Consider the following 17,047-nt stretch of genomic DNA (forward strand, 5'->3'; position numbering starts at 1 on the left):
ACATTACATCATGAAACTATATAAGTTACTAATACTGATTATAGCTGTGCTGATAACGTTTTCATGCGAGGATGAGCTCAATACGAATCCTACCGACAGCACATCGGGCGACGTTCTGTTTTCGGATGTTGCCAAAGCCAATGTGGCGCTAAACGGAATCTACCGTGCCATGTACGATGCAACAAACTGGTCGGCCAACTGGGGCGATGAAGAGTTTGGCGTAACAGCATTTACCCTTACCTACGATTTGATGGCTGAGGACATGGTTCAGAACGAAGAAGGCCAGGGATGGTTTTACTACGACTATGTTTACAATGTAAAATCGGATTATACCCACAAAAGCGGACGGCCTTATTCAACCTGGTATTTTTATTACACACTTATTTCAAATGCCAACTCCATTATTGCCGCCAAAGACAACATGACCGGAGAACCTTCCGAAATCAATAGTTTGATCGGCCAGGCGTATGCATTAAGAGCCTATTCCTATTTTAGTTTGATACGCTTTTACCAGCAGACCTATGTTGGAAACGAAGATGCACCGGGTGTGCCCATCTACACCGAACCCACTACCAACACTTCGGAAGGGAAACCGAGAGGTACTGTTGCCGAAGTTTATGCTCAGATCGATGCTGACATGACCGACGCATTGAACCTGTTAAATCCGGATATTGCTGCACCTAAAAGTCATCCGTCTCACATCGACTACTATGTGGCAAACGGCATAAAAGCCAATATTGCTTTGGAAAAGAACGATTGGGCAACCGCAGAATCGGCAGCAAATATCGCACTAAGCGGAGGAACTTCCATGTTATCATTAAGTGATCTGGAAAATGGCTTTGCCTTTAACGACGCCACTTCTTCTACTGTATTATGGGGCCTGAAAATTATTTCCGAGCATTCAACTGTTTTCGGATCGTTCTTCTCGAACATGGATGCCAGTGCCGATTACTATGCACAAACTTCACGTAAGTGCATTAGTTCGTGGCTATACGATCAAATGAATGACAATGATGTGCGAAAAGCGCTTTGGTGGAACGGACCGCTGGAAGTAGACGAACCCATTGGACCCGCTTTTAGTTACAATCAGTTTAAGTTCCGTTTTTCGGATCCTACAAATGCACTTGGCGACTACATTTTGATGCGTCATGAAGAAATGATGCTCGTAAAAGCAGAGGCACAATGTATGCAGGGAAAATACCCCGAAGCACGTTCTATCCTGGAAGAATTAATGGAACAACGTGATCCGGATTACAACATTTCTGCTCTTACCAATGCCAAAACCCTGACAACAAACGACGCCAATGGGCCAACAACCCCGGAAGACGGATCTGTTACCTTACTCGACGAAATCATTTTGCAACGCAGAATCGAACTTTGGGGAGAAGTGGGAAGGATTATGGATGTTAAGCGTTTGAAAACAGGTTTCTCCCGCAATTTCGCAGGAAGCAACCATGCCGACAAGCTGCTCACGCATAATACACTGGATCCCGAATACCCTGATTTTGTAATGTCAATTCCTCAATCAGAGTTCGACGGGAACAAGAATATGGATGAAACGATCGATCAAAATCCGTTTGCCAATAATTAATCCTAAAAACGAATATCATGAAAAAACTATATTTCATATTATTGATCCTGGGATTGGCGATAGTCTCCTGCGATCAGGATAACATCGGAGAAATTTACAAGCCGGAAGCTCCTTATGTGGCTTTTGCGTCATCGGTTGTTCCACAGAATTTTCTGTCAGCTGACAACGACTATTCAGTAATGGTGCAGATTGTTCGTTCTGATTTATCGGGAAGTACAACGGCCAATATTTCCCTTGAAATGAATGACGACATTGAGGGTGTTTTTGATCTGGAAAGCGCCACCGTAACTTTTACCGACGGACAAGCAAAAGCTTATGCCAAAATTGTCCCTGTGATCCCTACAGATCAGATCAACCCGGCGAAAATGTACAAATTCAAATTAACCTTAACCGGCGACAATGTGTCGGAACTTTACAATACAACTACGTACACCGCATTGTTTAACATTGAATACCAGGATGCAGGCACAGGTGATTTTAACTCTGATTTTTGGCCAGGTGCCTGGCCGGTTGATCTCTTGAAAGCCGATCTGGGAAATGACCTTATCGTTTACAAAGCCATAGATTTGTATGAAGAAGGCTACGATATTGTCATTGTGGTAAGTGGAGGAAATGTTACCGTTTCAGGACAAGCCGCCTGGTATTACGACGATGATTACGGAGACGTATTTGTCAGCGGCACCGGAACCGTCAGCGGAAAGGTGCTCACATTAAAACTCACGCATTACATCCCTGATGTTTATGCCTGGGATGAAGCAACCGAAACACTAACCCTCCCCTAAAATTACTGACTCATAACAAATACGAAATGGCCCTTCGGGGCCATTTTTTCTGACAGTTAATTTTTTGAATTATACAATTCTCCATTTTGAATGTAAAATATCCAACAAAATCCGGAAGATTGGATATTGGGAATTCTACCTTGGATGTTCTGCATTAAAAATCAAAAACAAATCCCGGACAGGAGTATACATTTCCATTCCTGTTGTTGAATCCTGAGAATCTTGATTGTTTTATTTTACCAGAGTCAGTTCAATCTTTACCGGATCAACCAAATATTGAGTTGTGTCTTTTTCCTGTTGTATTTTACGGACAACATCCATTCCTGAAACGACGTTTCCAAATGCAGCAAATCCCTGCCCATCAGGGTTTCGCGTTCCTCCATAATCCAGTTCGGTCTGATCGCCCACGCAAATAAAAAATTCGGTGCTGGCGCTTCCGGGTGCATTTCGGGCCATCGACAGCGTACCGTCACGGTGTTTAATTCCGGTCACTTCGGTCGTCTCGTGTGAAATCGGCGAAATCTGATCAATTTGCTTATCGTCAAACAAACCTCCCTGAATCACCTCAATTTTCACATCGTTATTGGGTTGATTGTCCAAACGCACCACCCGATAAAAAACAGCATCCTTATACGTACCGTTCTTCACGTGCATCAGAAAGTTCTTCCCGGTAACCGGCGCTTTAAGGGTGTCGATTTCCATTGTAATCACTCCCCATTTCGTTTTCATTTCCACTTTAGGTAGTTGCTGAGCGCTGGCGTTTCCCTCAAACAGGAATAAACTCAAGATCAAGAATAGTATATTTCTCATTTTTTTTACTGGATATTATTTTTTACTTGCTTGCTTTCAAATGTAAGAAAACTGACGATGGGTATTCTTACAAAAAAGATGAATAATTATATCCACAAAATCATTCCAATAATTTAGATGATGAAACAACTGGTTCTATTTATTGCCTTACTGCTGGCCTTCTCGCTGTCGTTTGCACAGGAAACCGATATTGAAGCCTTTTTAAAAGCGCAGCCCGAAATTAAAAGTGTGGAAAAGATTGAAGGCAACGCTTTTTTTACGTCTACCTACAAAATTATGGTAGAACAACAGCTTGATTACAACCATCCCGAAAAAGGCACTTTTCTGCAACGTGTTTTCGTAGCCGATAAAGCAAAAGAAGCCCCCGTTGTTTTTATTACCGAAGGGTATACGGCAGGCTATGCCGGAAGTCCGCGCTATATCAACGAACTAAGCCCAATGCTGAACGCCAGCCAGATCTGTGTGGAACACCGTTATTTTGGCGAATCATGGCCCAAACCGCTGAACTGGGATTACCTGACCGTAAAAAATGCCGCAGCCGATCATCACCACATTGTGCTGATGATGAAAAAATACTACACCGGAAAGTGGATCAACACCGGCATCAGCAAAGGCGGACAAACCGTGGTGTACCACCGCTGGCTGTATCCCAACGATGTGGATGTTTCGATACCCTATGTGGCCCCGCTGAATTTTGGAGTGGAAGACGGCCGGCACGAACCGTTTATTGCCAACGTTCCCGGAACACCTGAACAACGCAAAAAAATACTGGAATTTCAAACAGAAATATTAAAAAACCGCTCGGTTTACCTGCCCAAACTAAAAGCACTTTGCGAACAGCAAAAATTCACTTTCCGGATCAGTATGGACGAAGTACTCGACTATTGCGTACTTGAATATCCGTTTGCACTCTGGCAGTGGGGTAATCTTGCCGACCAGGTTCCGGCTGCCGACCAGGATCCCGACACTCTCTTCAAACACCTGATGATCGTTTCGAATCCATCGTACTTTGCCATCGAGGGCATGGACGAAATTAAATCGTTTTTTGTGCAGGCTGCCCGCGAATTGGGCTATTATGGTTACGGCACCAAACCGTTCAAGCCTTATTTGAAAATAAAGTCGGCCAAAAATTATTTATCAAAAATCTTCCTTCCGACCGATCTTCAGATAAAATACAACAAGAAAACAGCAAAGCATGTGAAGGAATTTATTGATACTACCGATGCCCGTATACTTTTCATCTATGGCGGCTGGGATCCCTGGTTTGCCACAGCTTTTGAAATTCCGGAAAAAGATAATTTTCTAAATATGGTAAAAGCTGAAGGATCGCACGCCGCTCGTATTGGCAACCTGCTGCCCGATCAAAAGAAACAGGTAAAGGAAAAGCTGGAAGAATGGCTCGGAATTCCCGTAAATATTGAACTGGACTAGAATGTTCGCCTAGAGGAAAAACATGGCAACACCGGCAACAGTGATCAGGGCGCCAATTATTTCTTTCCAGTTTATTTTTTCCTTGAAAATAAAAATGGCAGGAGCAATAATCAGCACCGGAACAATTGCCATCAAAGTAGCAGCGATACCTGTTTGGGTATGCTGAACGGCCAGCAACGAAAAGGAAACGCCCAGGAAAGGACCAAAAAAAGCGCCCAGTGAAATTCGTTTCATGGCAGGCCCGTTTTTTAATGCAGCCCAAACACGCGGCCAGCGTTTCATAAAAATAAAGAGGATGGAGAAACCAACAATACCGGTGAGCACCCGTATTTGTGTGGAAGAAAAAGCGTCGTAATCGCCCATTCCTTTCTTGCTGATCACCAGTCCGGCTGCCTGCCCCAATGCGCCACCCAATGCCAGTAATAAACCGGGAATGGAATAACTTGAAGTCAGCTTTCTAACGATCGCGCCGTTCTGCTCTTTCTTTTCACGTTTCAGAATCACCAGTACAATTCCGGTCATGGTAACTGCCATTCCCAGCCAGTTTTTAGGCGACAACACCTCGTCCAGCATCAGCCAGCCGATTAAAGCGGCAAAAGGTGGCGCCAGTGCCATAATCAGCATCGCCACACGCGCGCCGATTACCAGGTACGACTGAAACAGCAGCAAGTCGCCGATCACAAAACCCACCAGGCCCGATAAAGCCAGCCATTTCCAGGCATAAGCTGTAGCATCGGAGGGGAAGAAAAAGCCACGGGCCACCCAACTGTATGTGCCAATCAGAAAAAAAGCAATGACCAAACGAATCAGGTTCACGGCCAGCGAACCCACTTTTTTCCCTGCCGACTCAAACGCCATGGCAGTGATGGTCCAGAAAACGGCGGTTAATACACCTGCTATTTCGCCAAAATGATTTTGCATCCTTAAATGATTTTTTATTAATCCGGCAACCCGGCTGCTTTTAAACAAAGAACCACTCTTCCTTAAGTGGCAAGAATGGCTCTTTAAACTATCTTTGGTTTCAGGAGAAATTACTTGGCAAAGTAACCTTCAACAAAAGCTTTCAGCTCTTCTCCCCTTTTATTTTTTTCTACAATTTTACCGGTTTTATCCACCAGCAAACTACTCGGAATACTGCGAATTGCATATTCCTGGGCTGCTGCGTTCCCCCAGTATGCAAGGTCTGAAACATGTGCCCAGGTAAGACCATCGTCAGCAATACCTTTTAACCAGGCATCTTTATCGCGGTCAAGCGAAACACCAAAAACGGTAAATCCTTTGTCCTTGAATTCGTTGTAAACCGCCACCACGTTCGGGTTTTCCTGACGGCAGGGTCCACACCACGATGCCCAGAAATCGAGCAAAGTCAGCTCGTTTTGCGAATAAATGTCTGAGAATTTTACAGGGTTTCCGTCCGGATCATTTTGCGTAAAATCAGGAGCGATCTGTCCGATTGACACCCGCTTCATTTTTTCAATCTGTGCCTTCATATCAACAATCATTGGCACTTGCTGTACTTTTGGATCCAGCGCATTGATCATCGAATCCAGCTGTTCAGCACTTTTGTTGTACTGCACGCTGTTCAGAATAACCGGGCTAACATAAGATGCCGGATTATTTTTAACAAAATCTTCCTGAAGCGTATTCATCCGCTCGCTGGCAGACTCATAAATCTCTTCAACCTTTGCCATTAATTCACTGGCTTTGGCAGTATCTCCGGCTTGCCTGGCTTCAACCGATTCCTTATACAAATTCATGTATTCATCCTGAATGGCTTTCATCTGGTCGTTCAGCGCGGAGTACTCATCCTGTGTTGCCGAACCTTCAATTTTTACAAAATTGATCGAGTCTGCCTTTCCGGTTACGGTCATTTTTGCATTTTCAACAAAAATCATGGCTTTGGCCCGTTGTCCCAAAATCGAAATGTAGTACATAGTCGGATACTCAACCGAACCCTCCAGAACCGCTACTCCGTCGACCACATCAGCGGTATCGATACCCACAAATTTGCCCTCTGTTCTTTCTTCCAGGACAATCTGTCCGTCAGCTCCTTCCAGGTTAACGTCGATTTTAAATCCACTTGGTTTTGAACACGCAAACAATGCAATACCGATAATCAGTACAAAATACTTTTTCATTTTATTCATCAATTTTAAATGGTTTTCTTCCTAAACTTTTATTTCGAACATCCTCCAATACTCAAGAAATACAGGTTTAAATGCCTTTTTAAAGTTTTTATTTTAAGACTCGAAGATAATTAAAGATTTAGAATATAATACCCTTGCGCAACAATGTTAATCCAACTTCACATTTTACCGTTAAACTTCTGTAAAACTGAAACTACAATCTTTCAGAAGAATAAAAGCCGCACGCCATCGGGGTTCCTTAAAACTTACTGAATCAGTAGCTTTATTAACGCAGTATTACAACGTTTCTCTGAAATTGGGCACAACAAACATTCTTCTTACATTTAGGAAATCAATTGACGGACTATGACAAAAAAAATAGCTTTGGTGTTATCGGGCGGAGGCGCACGCGGCCTTGCCCACATTGGTGTGATTGAGGAGCTGTTAAAGCGCGACTACGAGATCACTTCGATCGCCGGAACTTCGATGGGTGCTCTGGTTGCCGGTGTTTATGCCCAGGGGAAGCTTTCCGAATTTCGCGACTGGGTGACAGCACTTGATCAGTTTGAAGTTTTTAAACTCGTTGATTTTACCTTTAGCGCTGCCGGGCTGGTAAAAGGAGAACGCGTGCTTAATACCATCAAGGAATTTATTCCCGATACCCGGATTGAAGACTTGCCCATTCCCTACTCAGCAACAGCGGTAGACATTATTCAACACCGGGAAATAGTATTTCGAAGCGGAATGCTTTTCGATGCTATCCGGGCTTCCATTGCCATTCCAACCGTTTTTACGCCCATCGAAAAAGACGGGATGATACTGGTTGACGGCGGAGTGATGAACAATGTCCCGATTTCGAATGTGGAACGCACCAAGGGAGATTTGCTGGTAGCGGTCCATGTAAATGCCAACATTCCCGTTGTTAGCCCGGTTCTGAGTAAAAAAGAGACAAAGAAAAAAGAAGAGAACCATAGCAAATGGCTGAATCGGTTTGCCGAATTTCTGAGCCATTCAAAAGAGAAAGAACACAGTTTGGGATACCTCTCGCTGATCGACAATACGCTTACCACCGGCATGCTGCGACTGGCGCAACTGGCCATAGAAAATGGCAAACCTGATATTCTGGTAGAAATTTCGCGCGATACCTGCGGAACTTACGATTTTTACAAAGCAACCGAAGTTATTGAAACAGGCAGACTGGCTGCCCGGCAAGTCTTAGATCAGCAATGAAAAAGATACTCATTATCAACAATGCGGAACCCGGCATCCGCGAATTTGCCGCTCCCATCGAAAAGATCGTGAGTGAAACCGGAGCGGAAGCTGTTTCTATCGAATACAAAGATTGTTTAACAAGCCATTTCGAGGATTTTGACGGAATTATCCTCACCGGTTCTCCGCAAGGCGATGACATTGTGAATCACCACCTCCCCTACTTTAAATGGATCCGGGATTATGAAAAACCGGTATTCGGAATTTGTGCCGGCCATCATATTACAGGGTATTTATACGGTGCGCGACTGTTAAGAAGCGAAGAACCCGAATCTGGCGATTTTACGGTGAAGATCATTCAAAACGATCCGATTTTTAGCGATCTGCCGCAAGATTTTACGGTACGCCAGATGCACAACGATTCGATCACCTTACCTGAAGATTTCGTATTACTGGCCACTGCTGATACCTGTAAAAACCAGTTGATGAAACATAAAAGCAAGCCGCTTTACACCTCGCAGTTTCATCCCGAGTTTTACAATCATCAGCTGATTCGGAATTTTGTAGCGCTGTGTTTTGCCGGCAATTTATAACAACAAAAAACCACCCGCTTTACGGCGGATGGCTCTTCGTTGTTCTGTTGAACAATATTTTTATAGCGAATTACTTTTTCACATCGGTGAAAGTAGCTCCCTGTGCATGAACTTTATTCACTGCCCTTCCCGATGGATCGGCATTGTTCCGGAACGACTCATCCCACTCCAGAGCTGCAGCCGTACTACAGGCAATCGAAGCTTCTGACGGTACACATTTCGCTGCTGCATCCGAAGGGAAGTGCTCGCTGTAAATTTCGCGATAAAGGTATTCTTCCTTGTTCATCGGAGTATTTACCGGGAACCTGAATTTTGCGTTACTCATCATTTCATCGCTTACTTTTTCGGCAGCGATCTTTTTCAGCGTATCGATCCAGCCGTAACCCACGCCATCCGAGAATTGTTCTTTTTGTCTCCAGGCCACTTCCTCCGGAAGATATTTGGCAAAGCCCTGACGCAAACAATGTTTCTCCATTTTGCCATCCTTTGCCATTTTCGCTTCAGGGTTGAAACGCATCGCCACGTCCACAAACTCTTTATCGAGGAAAGGCACACGACCTTCGACACCCCAGGCTGCCAGCGACTTGTTGGCACGCAAACAGTCGTACATATTCAAACGGCTTACTTTACGTACACTTTCTTCGTGGAAAGCACGGGCACTGGGGGCTTTGTGGAAATACAGGTAGCCTCCGAATATTTCGTCGGCACCTTCGCCGGTCAACACCATTTTTATTCCCATCGATTTGATTACCCGGGCCAGCATGTACATTGGCGTAGATGCACGAACCGTAGTAACATCGTAGGTTTCGATATGGTAAATAACGTCTTTAATGGCATCCAAGCCTTCCTGGATGGTATAATGAATCTCGTGGTGGATGGTCCCGATGTGATCGGCTACCTTTCGGGCAGCAGCAAGGTCAGGAGATCCGTCCAAACCAATAACAAACGAGTGCAACTGCGGCCACCACGCAGCTTTCTGATCATCTTCTTCTACACGAGTGGTTGAGAATTTCTTGGCAAGCGCCGAGGTGATCGACGAATCCAATCCTCCCGAAAGCAATACGCCATAAGGAACATCAGACATCAACTGGCGGTGTACGGCTTTTTCCAACGCTGCCGACAATTCCTCCACATCTGCTGGATTATCTTTTACGTTGTCAAATTCCGTCCATTCGCGAACATACCAACGTTTCATTTCGCCTTCTTTGCTATAAAGATAATGTCCGGGAGGAAACTCCTCAATTTTAAAGCAATAGCGTTCGAGCGCTTTCAGCTCCGATGCCACATAATAGTTGCCGTATTTATCCCACCCCTGGTACAACGGAATAATTCCAATGTGATCGCGACCAATCAGGTAGGCATCTTCCTCCTCATCGTACAAGGCAAAGGCAAAAATTCCGTTCATGTCGTCGAGGAATTTTTCCTTTTTATCGCGATACAGCGCCAGGATCACTTCGCAATCCGATCCGGTAAGAAATTCATATTTCCCTTCGTATTTTTTCCGAATCTCCCGGTGATTGTATATTTCACCATTCACCCCCAGGATTAACTTTCCATCTTTGCTGTATAACGGCTGACCACCCGATTCCGGGTCAACAATGGAAAGACGTTCGTGGGCAATGATGGCTTTCTCGCCACAATAAATACCTGACCAGTCCGGTCCGCGATGCCGCAATTTTCGTGACATCTTAAGCACCTGAGGGCGCAATTCCTCTGCGCCAATTCTCAGATCAAAAACTCCTACTATTCCACACATATCTTTAAATAACTAATATTCGGTTGAAAAACTTCTTCAAAAATAATCAAATTGTCATACCACAAAAACTTTTGATGACATTTTTCTTAATTAAACAACGCATTCCTTGCAATAAAATCCATTTTCAATAAATACGCGAACATTTTAATATATTAATTATTTTAAAAAACCTCCTTCCCAATCGGGCACATCTGGAAAAAACACTTTTTTTTCATCTATACCCCCCGAAAAACAAAAGGCTATATCAAAAAAAGTAACCGATTTTTCAAAACAGGCTTACTTCAATTAATTTGTCATTTTAAAAGCCATATTTTATTCTTTATGATTAAAAAAGTTACATTTCGCTAACATATCAGTAATATTTCCGATCATTCTTTCGTCCTCACAACAAATTATTTGTCTCCATCATGGCCGCAACAAGAAAATGACGGGAATGACGTTCTCCTTCTTCTGATTTAGTAAATTGCATTGCCGGAGGTACGATGTTCCAATCAAGCGTTAAAAGAAAAATGGATACCAGTATTTTTACCGATCTTCGCCTGCAACCTTGTACCGAAGATTTAAAATCTCCACTTGGAGAAACCTTTTCGCAGTGGATGAAAATCAGAGACTTTGTATTGGAGAAATCCCCCAATGCAGAGGAAGAATGGCATGTTTCAGTAAAAAAATACGGCTGGAGTTTTCGCATAAAGGATAAAAAAAGAGCCATCGTATATTTATCGCCAAGACAGGGTTATTTTAAACTTGTAATGGTTTTCGGGCAGAAAGCCAGCGAGAAGATCCTGGAAAGCGATATAAAGCCCTGGATTAAAGAGGAGCTGATGAACTCAAAAGTTTATATGGAAGGCAGAGTGTTGCGCCTGGACATAAACGAGGCCTCCCTGATTAACGACGTAAAAACATTGATAGAAATTAAACTTGCAAAATTAAAATGAAGAAAAACATAATTGTTACCGGTGGCGCCCAGGGCATAGGCAAAATGCTTGTAATGGATCTGCTGAAAAACGGGTACGCCGTAACGGTATTTGAAATAGACGAGGAAGCCATTAACGAGTTAAAGGAGGAACTTCGGGAAGAGGCCCTGAGTATGTTTTGTGTTGATGTTTCGGATGAGGAGGCCGTAAAACAAGCTGTGGCATTGTCGGCAAAAACCCACGGTAACATTTACGGATTGATCAACAATGCAGCCATTATGGACAACAAACCGGTTACCGAATTAAGTTTAAGCGAATGGAACCGGGTGATCGGCACCAATCTCACGGGTGCTTTTCTCTGTTCAAAATACGTGATTCCTTTTATGCAGCAGTCCGGAGGCCGTATGATAAACATGGCCTCAACACGTGCCTTGCAATCGGAACCGCACACAGAAGCCTACTCGGCCAGCAAAGGAGGAATCATGGCGCTGACACATTCGCTGGCAGCCAGTCTTGGCCCGCAAATAAAGGTGAACAGCATTAGTCCGGGCTGGATTGACGTATCGGCGGTGCGTAAAAAAGCAACGGCACATCAGTACAAACTTACGCGCGAAGATCATCTGCAACATCCTGCAGGCCGGGTGGGAAAAGCTTCAGACATTGCCAACATGGTTCTTTTTCTGCTGCAGGAGGAAAACGACTTTATTACCGGGCAAAACTTTGTTATCGACGGAGGGATGACCACCCGGATGATTTATGTATAAAGTTTTCTGAAAATTACATTTCGGACGAAGAGGCAGGATAAGTTTTATACACCACCTCCAACTCGTTACTTAAGGCCTCCAGCGCTTTTTCATTTTCTGCCCATTTTATTGTTTTTCGGATGCGGCTAAGGCTTTGCGGCGTAATATTGAGATACGAGGAAATATCTTTTAGCTCACAATATTTGGCCACCTCCGGAAATTCACGCAAAAACTGTTTGTAGCGTTTATCAGCACTCATCGTACGCAATAAAGCAACTTTATAATGTGTCATTCCAAGGTAATTGGCAACTCCATTAATTGCAAATTTTGCCAGGTCGGGATTTGAATAGATCAACGGGAAAAAAGGATCGCCCGGGAGTTCAATAAATTCACAATCCGTAACCGCCTCCAGGGTAATACGCGAAGGGCTGACGTTAAAAAAGGAAACCGTTTCACACAGAATAATGGGAGCCACTCTAAAATCGTACACAAAAGATTTTCCGTTAAAATGATCTTCACATTTAACAATTCCCTTTCCCAAAAAACGAACGGCCCTCTCCACGCGCATATAATCGAGCAACTTTGTCCCCTTACTAACTTCATAAAAACGCATTATTTCGCACATCTTCCCCCATGTTGACTCGGAGATCGGGCTGGTTGCTTTTATAAATGCGTAAAATTGGTTTTGATACCTTAAAAAATTATCCTTCTCATTCGTCGGCATAGTTCCCGGGTTTAGTAATAATCAACTCCTAAATTAAAGAAATTACCATAGGTTAAGTCAATATTTAACTTATGATAAGAATAGATTTAACCATTCACCTAATTTTGTGGCAGTAAATCCTAAATACAAATGAATTACCATCAATTTACAGAACAATGAATCGCTATAAACCAAGTAAAAACCTATTAACTTCTTTTGCATAAAACCGAAAAGACGGAAAAAAGTAATGCAGAACATTCTGGCCAATTCTCGCTTGTCTTTATTTCGGTGTAACTCTGCAAATCATGCTGCGGATGATAAAAGCGTCGACACAAAAATGAACATGAATTTACAACCAAAAACAACACCATATTTTATGAAGAGATTTAACCTTATTGCAGTATTGACTCTGGTGCTTTCCATTTGGAGTTGCACCGACGAGGAATATGTAAAGCCTGCCCCCCAACTTCAGATCGCCGTTATCAGCAAATACCTGACTCCTATAGACGGAGCAAACGTTACGCTTTACAATACCGAAAACGATTTGCTTATGAAAACAGATCCCATCAGCACCTTGCAAACCGACCAGGCAGGCCAGGCGCTTTTCGAAAACCTGGAAGAGCAGCGTTACTTCTTTTATGTGGAGAAGGATGGCCTGGACAATACCAGCGATGTAGCAGCAACCAAAAATGCCATTGAAACCGGTCAGCGATTCGAGGTGGTTGTAAAGATTGCCACTCCTATCGAATATTAAAAGCCCCATTTTTCACACAAATACAACTAAATTATCATGAAAAACATACATGCATATCTAGTCATCCTCACCCTGCTTTGGAGCACCGGCCTCTTTACTTCGTGCCAGGAAGACACCATAACCGAAGACCCGGAAGTCGTTTACGATCCGGGAGAACGATGGATTTTACACGATAACCTGATTGTTCTGGAGAACAGCTCGATGACACACGGAGGTGGTCAGGCCGGCGTTTTATTTGATGAAACTACCGGTGACCTGCGATTCGATGCCGATAACGAATTGGGTGTTGCTTTTGAACTCGACAGCGCCTGTGTTCTTAACATCGACATGGAAGACAATGTACTCGTCAGAGTTGTTACAGCGGTTGCCATCGAAGGCGGAGAATACGTGTTGCAAACCGAGGCGGGAACCTTTACCGATATATTTAAAAACATTGATATACCCCTCTCTTTTACACCCGAATACAGCATGGAACAAATGCAAACCAAAAGTTTGAGCAACCTTTCGAAGGAAGAGCTGAGCAAAGCATTAACCGATAATTCGGGGCGAATCCATCCAACAAGAATAAGAGTAGTTGAAAACGGTGAGACCAAAACCTTGCTATCAGTAAAAAACGGCACATTAAAAAGCGCTTCCAATACCAGCGTACACTGGCACGACAGCAAAATTGGCTTTGAAAAAGAATTCGACACCCAGTTCTACATCCCAAAACTCCCAATTACTGTTGGACTGGAAGATTTTGGAGCTTCGTTCTGGATGGATCTCGACATGAACCTCTCAGCCAGTCACAACAGCAAATTTACCGAGTACTGGGGAGGCATCGAGGTAAAACCCAGCAATATCGATTTTAAAGTGTGGACCGACATTGGCATTGAGGCAAAAGCACAGAAAGATCTGGTCGACGAGGAATTCTCAATTATCGATCCTACCATTATCATTTTCGATTTCCAGGTGGGTGTGGTTCCTGTAATCGTGCATATTTCGCCAAAACTAGACGGAAAAGTAAAAATTACGGTCGAAGGCGATCTAAAATTTGTATCGGGTATAGAACTTGAAACCACCATTGATGATATCGATTTCAAATTAAACGGACATGCCAAGCTAAAAGTGCCCAAATGGCACCCCTGGGATGCATACTTTTCAAAAGATTACTCACATAAAATGGATTTCAATTTTGGAGAAATCAGCCTAAAACCACGTCCGCTAAAAGTGGAAGCAATGGCTTCCATGGCCATGACTTTCTCACTTATTCCAACATTTGAAGTAGCTATTTATGGTCTTGCCGGCCCTGCCATCAATCTTCCGATGGATGTAAAATTCAACATGGGTGTTGGTGCCGGCGAAGCCATAAGCCTGCAAGATACGGTAGCCCCCGAGGTGTATATCGGATGGGGCGGCGACATGAAAGTGCATCCCAACATCGGTGCCGGAGCCTGGCTCGATGTATTTAAAATACTGAATCAAACCTTTGAGGTTGCTGAGATTCCACTTTCGCCGGAACTGGAAACCTGGCACAGCCCAGGCAAACTGGACAGAACAGACAATACCGACCTATCAACCACAAAGGTGGGCGTTGCCAAAGAAGTGGAAGTAAAGATAACCGACAGCTGGGAATTGCCCGCTCCGCTGATGTTTGTTTCGTGGGAGTCGCGCGATTATATTGGCCAGGGTGAAGTACCGACAACAGCAGGCGGTTACTGGAAATATCCGATCACCGTAAGTGGAATTGACGGAAAAACCAAAAACACCTGGCATCCGACAACAGCCGGAGACCACAAGCCCTACTGCATGGTTAAAAACGGCAGCCTGAAACTGGTCGGTCAAGAGATTTTTGAAACAACAACAGAAAATTAATACCCCCTCTCCAATTAATGAGCAAAAAAGGCTGTACGGTTCATTCCGACAGCCTTACTTTTCTTTTAAAACAGAGGTTAAGGTTGATCCACCGAAACCAGTTCCACGATAATTCGTCCCCCCTTTGGTTGAAGTTCCATTAACAAACCAATGTCTTCTTTATAGAACTTATGCTCCCGTTCTCCGGGTTCAAGCGGTGTCCACTCCATGGTTTCCAAACAACCTTCAAATGTTCCGAAATCGATATCAACCATTTTATCGAGGTTGATTACCATTGCCATATCTTCTGCTTCGCCTTCGTAATATTCCTGCTGATATTTCATCCCCATTTTAGGATGGGCAAACATCAGTACTCCGGGTAAAGCTCCATCCACACCAGCTTCCCACGACCCCTCGGTCCCAACTAGTTCGCCATCTTCATATTCTTCGCTGTATTCACCAAAATACCAAACATTACCATCCATATCTTCGGCATACCAGTCGTCGGTTTTTTCAACCATTTCGCCATCGAGATAGGCAATGTCGCGAACCACGGTGGCCTCGACCCCCATTATCATTTTGGTTTCATCAGTAACGGTAACAACAATTGTTTCTTCTCCGTCTTCGGTTTCACCGGCATAGTGAAATACTTTCCCGGTTTCAAAAGCCAGATACGGGTTCGAAAATCCGGAAACAAAGGCTTCTGCTCCCGGGAAATCCGGCAAAAAAGACTTGCTTTTCAATACCGGTTCAGTTTGCTCATTTAAATCAGCTGAATTGCAAGCTGCGGCAACGAGGAAAAGGATGAAAAATCCAAGAACAATATCATACCCACTCCACTTCAATCTCCATTTGTTTTTCATGACCTGCTATTTTAATGATTATAAAAAAGAAATTGATCCCGGTGAAACGGATTCTGAACTTAATGGTATCTCTACTTTACGAGATAAAACAGATTTGGTTCATAAACCGGAACCACGCATCTTTTTTATGGACTTAACCACATTAATATCACAACAACAATACAAAGAGGAAGAGCCATCTCCCGGATAAGAAATGGCTCTTAGACTGGCAACTGTGAAGCTGTCATTTTTCTTCCGTTGCTGAGCACATAAAACCGCAAGCCAATGCACTCAAACAACGCTAGTTCTTCTTTTGCTCTAATTGCCTGAGCCTGACCAATTCTTCCATGGGATTACCAAACGTTACCTGCTTCCACACTTCCAGCGACTTGTTCCCGAATTCGTTTTCGTAGGTCATTATAAAAATATCATCGCCGATAAACCGGTACTCCAGCTCTGTATCTTTATTGGCATAGGCCGGGTTGGTATGTTCTTTTACATGTTCGATATAAATACCGGGCGACAACACTTCGTAGGTACCCATAATGGTTAGCTTCGATACCATCTGCGTAGCAAACAAGGTAACAAAATGACCATCCGCGCTAAAAATCTTGTAATTGTAGCCCGGCCGCACTTTGGCAGAATCGAGGCTAAGCTCTCCGTTTTCCTTGTTTTCGACTAGCGGATTACCCCCTACCGGAATATACATCTGCCAAACGCCTTCAAACGGATTCATGTTAAACGAGTCCTGGGCCTTGAGCACAACAACAGACAACACTAAAAATACGGTGGTTAAAATGGTCGTTTTCATGTCGTAATAACAGTTTGGTTTTTGACTAGTCCTAAATAAGCGTTACAGATTATTGGACTAAGTTAATAGATTCACAGACCGTTTCAAAGCTAGCTTTGAAACGGTCTGTTCTTTTATAGCTTTTAATTTTAATGGTATCTTGTTTGTGC

The 17,047-nt window shown here is 43.6% G+C and carries 17 protein-coding genes; 10 read left to right on the forward strand and 7 right to left on the reverse strand.

Annotation, left to right across the window (positions count from 1 at the left end; all coding sequences use genetic code 11):
* Nucleotides 1-10: 10 nt before the first annotated feature.
* The gene (locus MR764_RS03940; protein WP_247978091.1) at nt 11-1,591 is read left to right on the forward strand and encodes a RagB/SusD family nutrient uptake outer membrane protein; all 1,581 of its coding nucleotides are present in this window, start codon (nt 11-13) and stop codon (nt 1,589-1,591) included.
* A 17-nt stretch (nt 1,592-1,608) separates the two neighbouring features.
* Nucleotides 1,609-2,373 (forward strand): hypothetical protein, encoded by a 765-nt coding sequence (locus MR764_RS03945; RefSeq protein ID WP_247978092.1) that lies wholly within the window; start codon nt 1,609-1,611, stop codon nt 2,371-2,373.
* Between the two features lie 231 nt (nt 2,374-2,604).
* Here MR764_RS03945 and MR764_RS03950 read toward each other — a convergent pair whose 3' ends face one another.
* The gene (locus MR764_RS03950) at nt 2,605-3,183 is read right to left on the reverse strand and encodes a peptidylprolyl isomerase (RefSeq protein WP_247978093.1); all 579 of its coding nucleotides are present in this window, start codon (nt 3,181-3,183) and stop codon (nt 2,605-2,607) included.
* Between the two features lie 120 nt (nt 3,184-3,303).
* On the opposite strand from MR764_RS03950, the gene MR764_RS03955 reads away from it, so the two are divergent.
* Entirely contained in the window at nt 3,304-4,614 is a 1,311-nt protein-coding gene (locus MR764_RS03955) for a S28 family serine protease (RefSeq protein ID WP_247978094.1), read from the forward strand.
* A 9-nt stretch (nt 4,615-4,623) separates the two neighbouring features.
* Here MR764_RS03955 and MR764_RS03960 read toward each other — a convergent pair whose 3' ends face one another.
* Complete coding sequence (locus tag MR764_RS03960; protein WP_247978095.1) at nt 4,624-5,535, reverse strand: DMT family transporter; 912 nt, start codon at nt 5,533-5,535, stop codon at nt 4,624-4,626.
* Between the two features lie 110 nt (nt 5,536-5,645).
* A complete protein-coding gene (locus tag MR764_RS03965) occupies nt 5,646-6,752 on the reverse strand; it encodes a TlpA disulfide reductase family protein (RefSeq protein ID WP_247978096.1) in 1,107 nt (368 codons plus the stop codon).
* Between the two features lie 354 nt (nt 6,753-7,106).
* On the opposite strand from MR764_RS03965, the gene MR764_RS03970 reads away from it, so the two are divergent.
* Both MR764_RS03970 and MR764_RS03975 read left to right on the forward strand, forming a co-directional pair.
* Nucleotides 7,107-7,970 carry a patatin-like phospholipase family protein gene (locus MR764_RS03970; protein ID WP_247978097.1) on the forward strand — a complete coding sequence of 288 codons (864 nt, stop codon included), beginning with the start codon at nt 7,107-7,109 and terminating at the stop codon, nt 7,968-7,970.
* Entirely contained in the window at nt 7,967-8,542 is a 576-nt protein-coding gene (locus MR764_RS03975) for a hypothetical protein (RefSeq protein ID WP_247978098.1), read from the forward strand. Before MR764_RS03970 ends, MR764_RS03975 begins: the two co-directional genes overlap by 4 nt.
* 70 nt (nt 8,543-8,612) lie before the next feature.
* Here the strand turns inward: MR764_RS03975 and asnB are convergent, their stop codons facing one another.
* On the reverse strand, nt 8,613-10,298 hold the full coding sequence (asnB, locus tag MR764_RS03980; RefSeq protein ID WP_247978099.1) for an asparagine synthase B: 1,686 nt from the start codon (nt 10,296-10,298) through the stop codon (nt 8,613-8,615).
* A 509-nt stretch (nt 10,299-10,807) separates the two neighbouring features.
* Here asnB and MR764_RS03985 point away from each other — a divergent pair.
* Complete coding sequence (locus tag MR764_RS03985; RefSeq protein WP_247978100.1) at nt 10,808-11,233, forward strand: DUF3788 family protein; 426 nt, start codon at nt 10,808-10,810, stop codon at nt 11,231-11,233.
* Nucleotides 11,230-11,976: an SDR family oxidoreductase gene (locus MR764_RS03990; protein ID WP_247978101.1), complete on the forward strand. Its 747-nt coding sequence runs from the start codon at nt 11,230-11,232 to the stop codon at nt 11,974-11,976. The genes MR764_RS03985 and MR764_RS03990 overlap by 4 nt, the downstream gene beginning before the upstream one ends.
* Before the next feature lie 13 nt (nt 11,977-11,989).
* On the opposite strand, the gene MR764_RS03995 is transcribed toward MR764_RS03990, so the two are convergent.
* Nucleotides 11,990-12,580 (reverse strand): Crp/Fnr family transcriptional regulator, encoded by a 591-nt coding sequence (locus tag MR764_RS03995; RefSeq protein ID WP_247978102.1) that lies wholly within the window; start codon nt 12,578-12,580, stop codon nt 11,990-11,992.
* A gap of 454 nt (nt 12,581-13,034) precedes the next feature.
* Between MR764_RS03995 and MR764_RS04000 the strand changes: the two genes are divergently transcribed.
* The gene (locus MR764_RS04000; RefSeq protein ID WP_247978103.1) at nt 13,035-13,412 is read left to right on the forward strand and encodes a SpaA isopeptide-forming pilin-related protein; all 378 of its coding nucleotides are present in this window, start codon (nt 13,035-13,037) and stop codon (nt 13,410-13,412) included.
* A gap of 36 nt (nt 13,413-13,448) precedes the next feature.
* Complete coding sequence (locus MR764_RS04005; RefSeq protein ID WP_247978104.1) at nt 13,449-15,266, forward strand: hypothetical protein; 1,818 nt, start codon at nt 13,449-13,451, stop codon at nt 15,264-15,266.
* Between the two features lie 77 nt (nt 15,267-15,343).
* Here the strand turns inward: MR764_RS04005 and MR764_RS04010 are convergent, their stop codons facing one another.
* A complete protein-coding gene (locus MR764_RS04010) occupies nt 15,344-16,108 on the reverse strand; it encodes a hypothetical protein (protein WP_247978105.1) in 765 nt (254 codons plus the stop codon).
* Between MR764_RS04010 and MR764_RS04015 the strand changes: the two genes are divergently transcribed.
* A complete protein-coding gene (locus MR764_RS04015; RefSeq protein WP_247978106.1) occupies nt 16,107-16,298 on the forward strand; it encodes a hypothetical protein in 192 nt (63 codons plus the stop codon). The two genes, MR764_RS04010 and MR764_RS04015, sit on opposite strands and share 2 nt — an antisense overlap.
* A 90-nt stretch (nt 16,299-16,388) precedes the next feature.
* Here MR764_RS04015 and MR764_RS04020 read toward each other — a convergent pair whose 3' ends face one another.
* Nucleotides 16,389-16,898, reverse strand: coding sequence for a DUF4488 domain-containing protein (locus tag MR764_RS04020; protein ID WP_247978107.1), 510 nt, complete (start codon nt 16,896-16,898; stop codon nt 16,389-16,391).
* Nucleotides 16,899-17,047 lie beyond the last annotated feature (149 nt).

The organism is Maribellus sp. YY47, assembly GCF_023111095.1.
GTDB lineage: Bacteria > Bacteroidota > Bacteroidia > Bacteroidales > Prolixibacteraceae > Draconibacterium.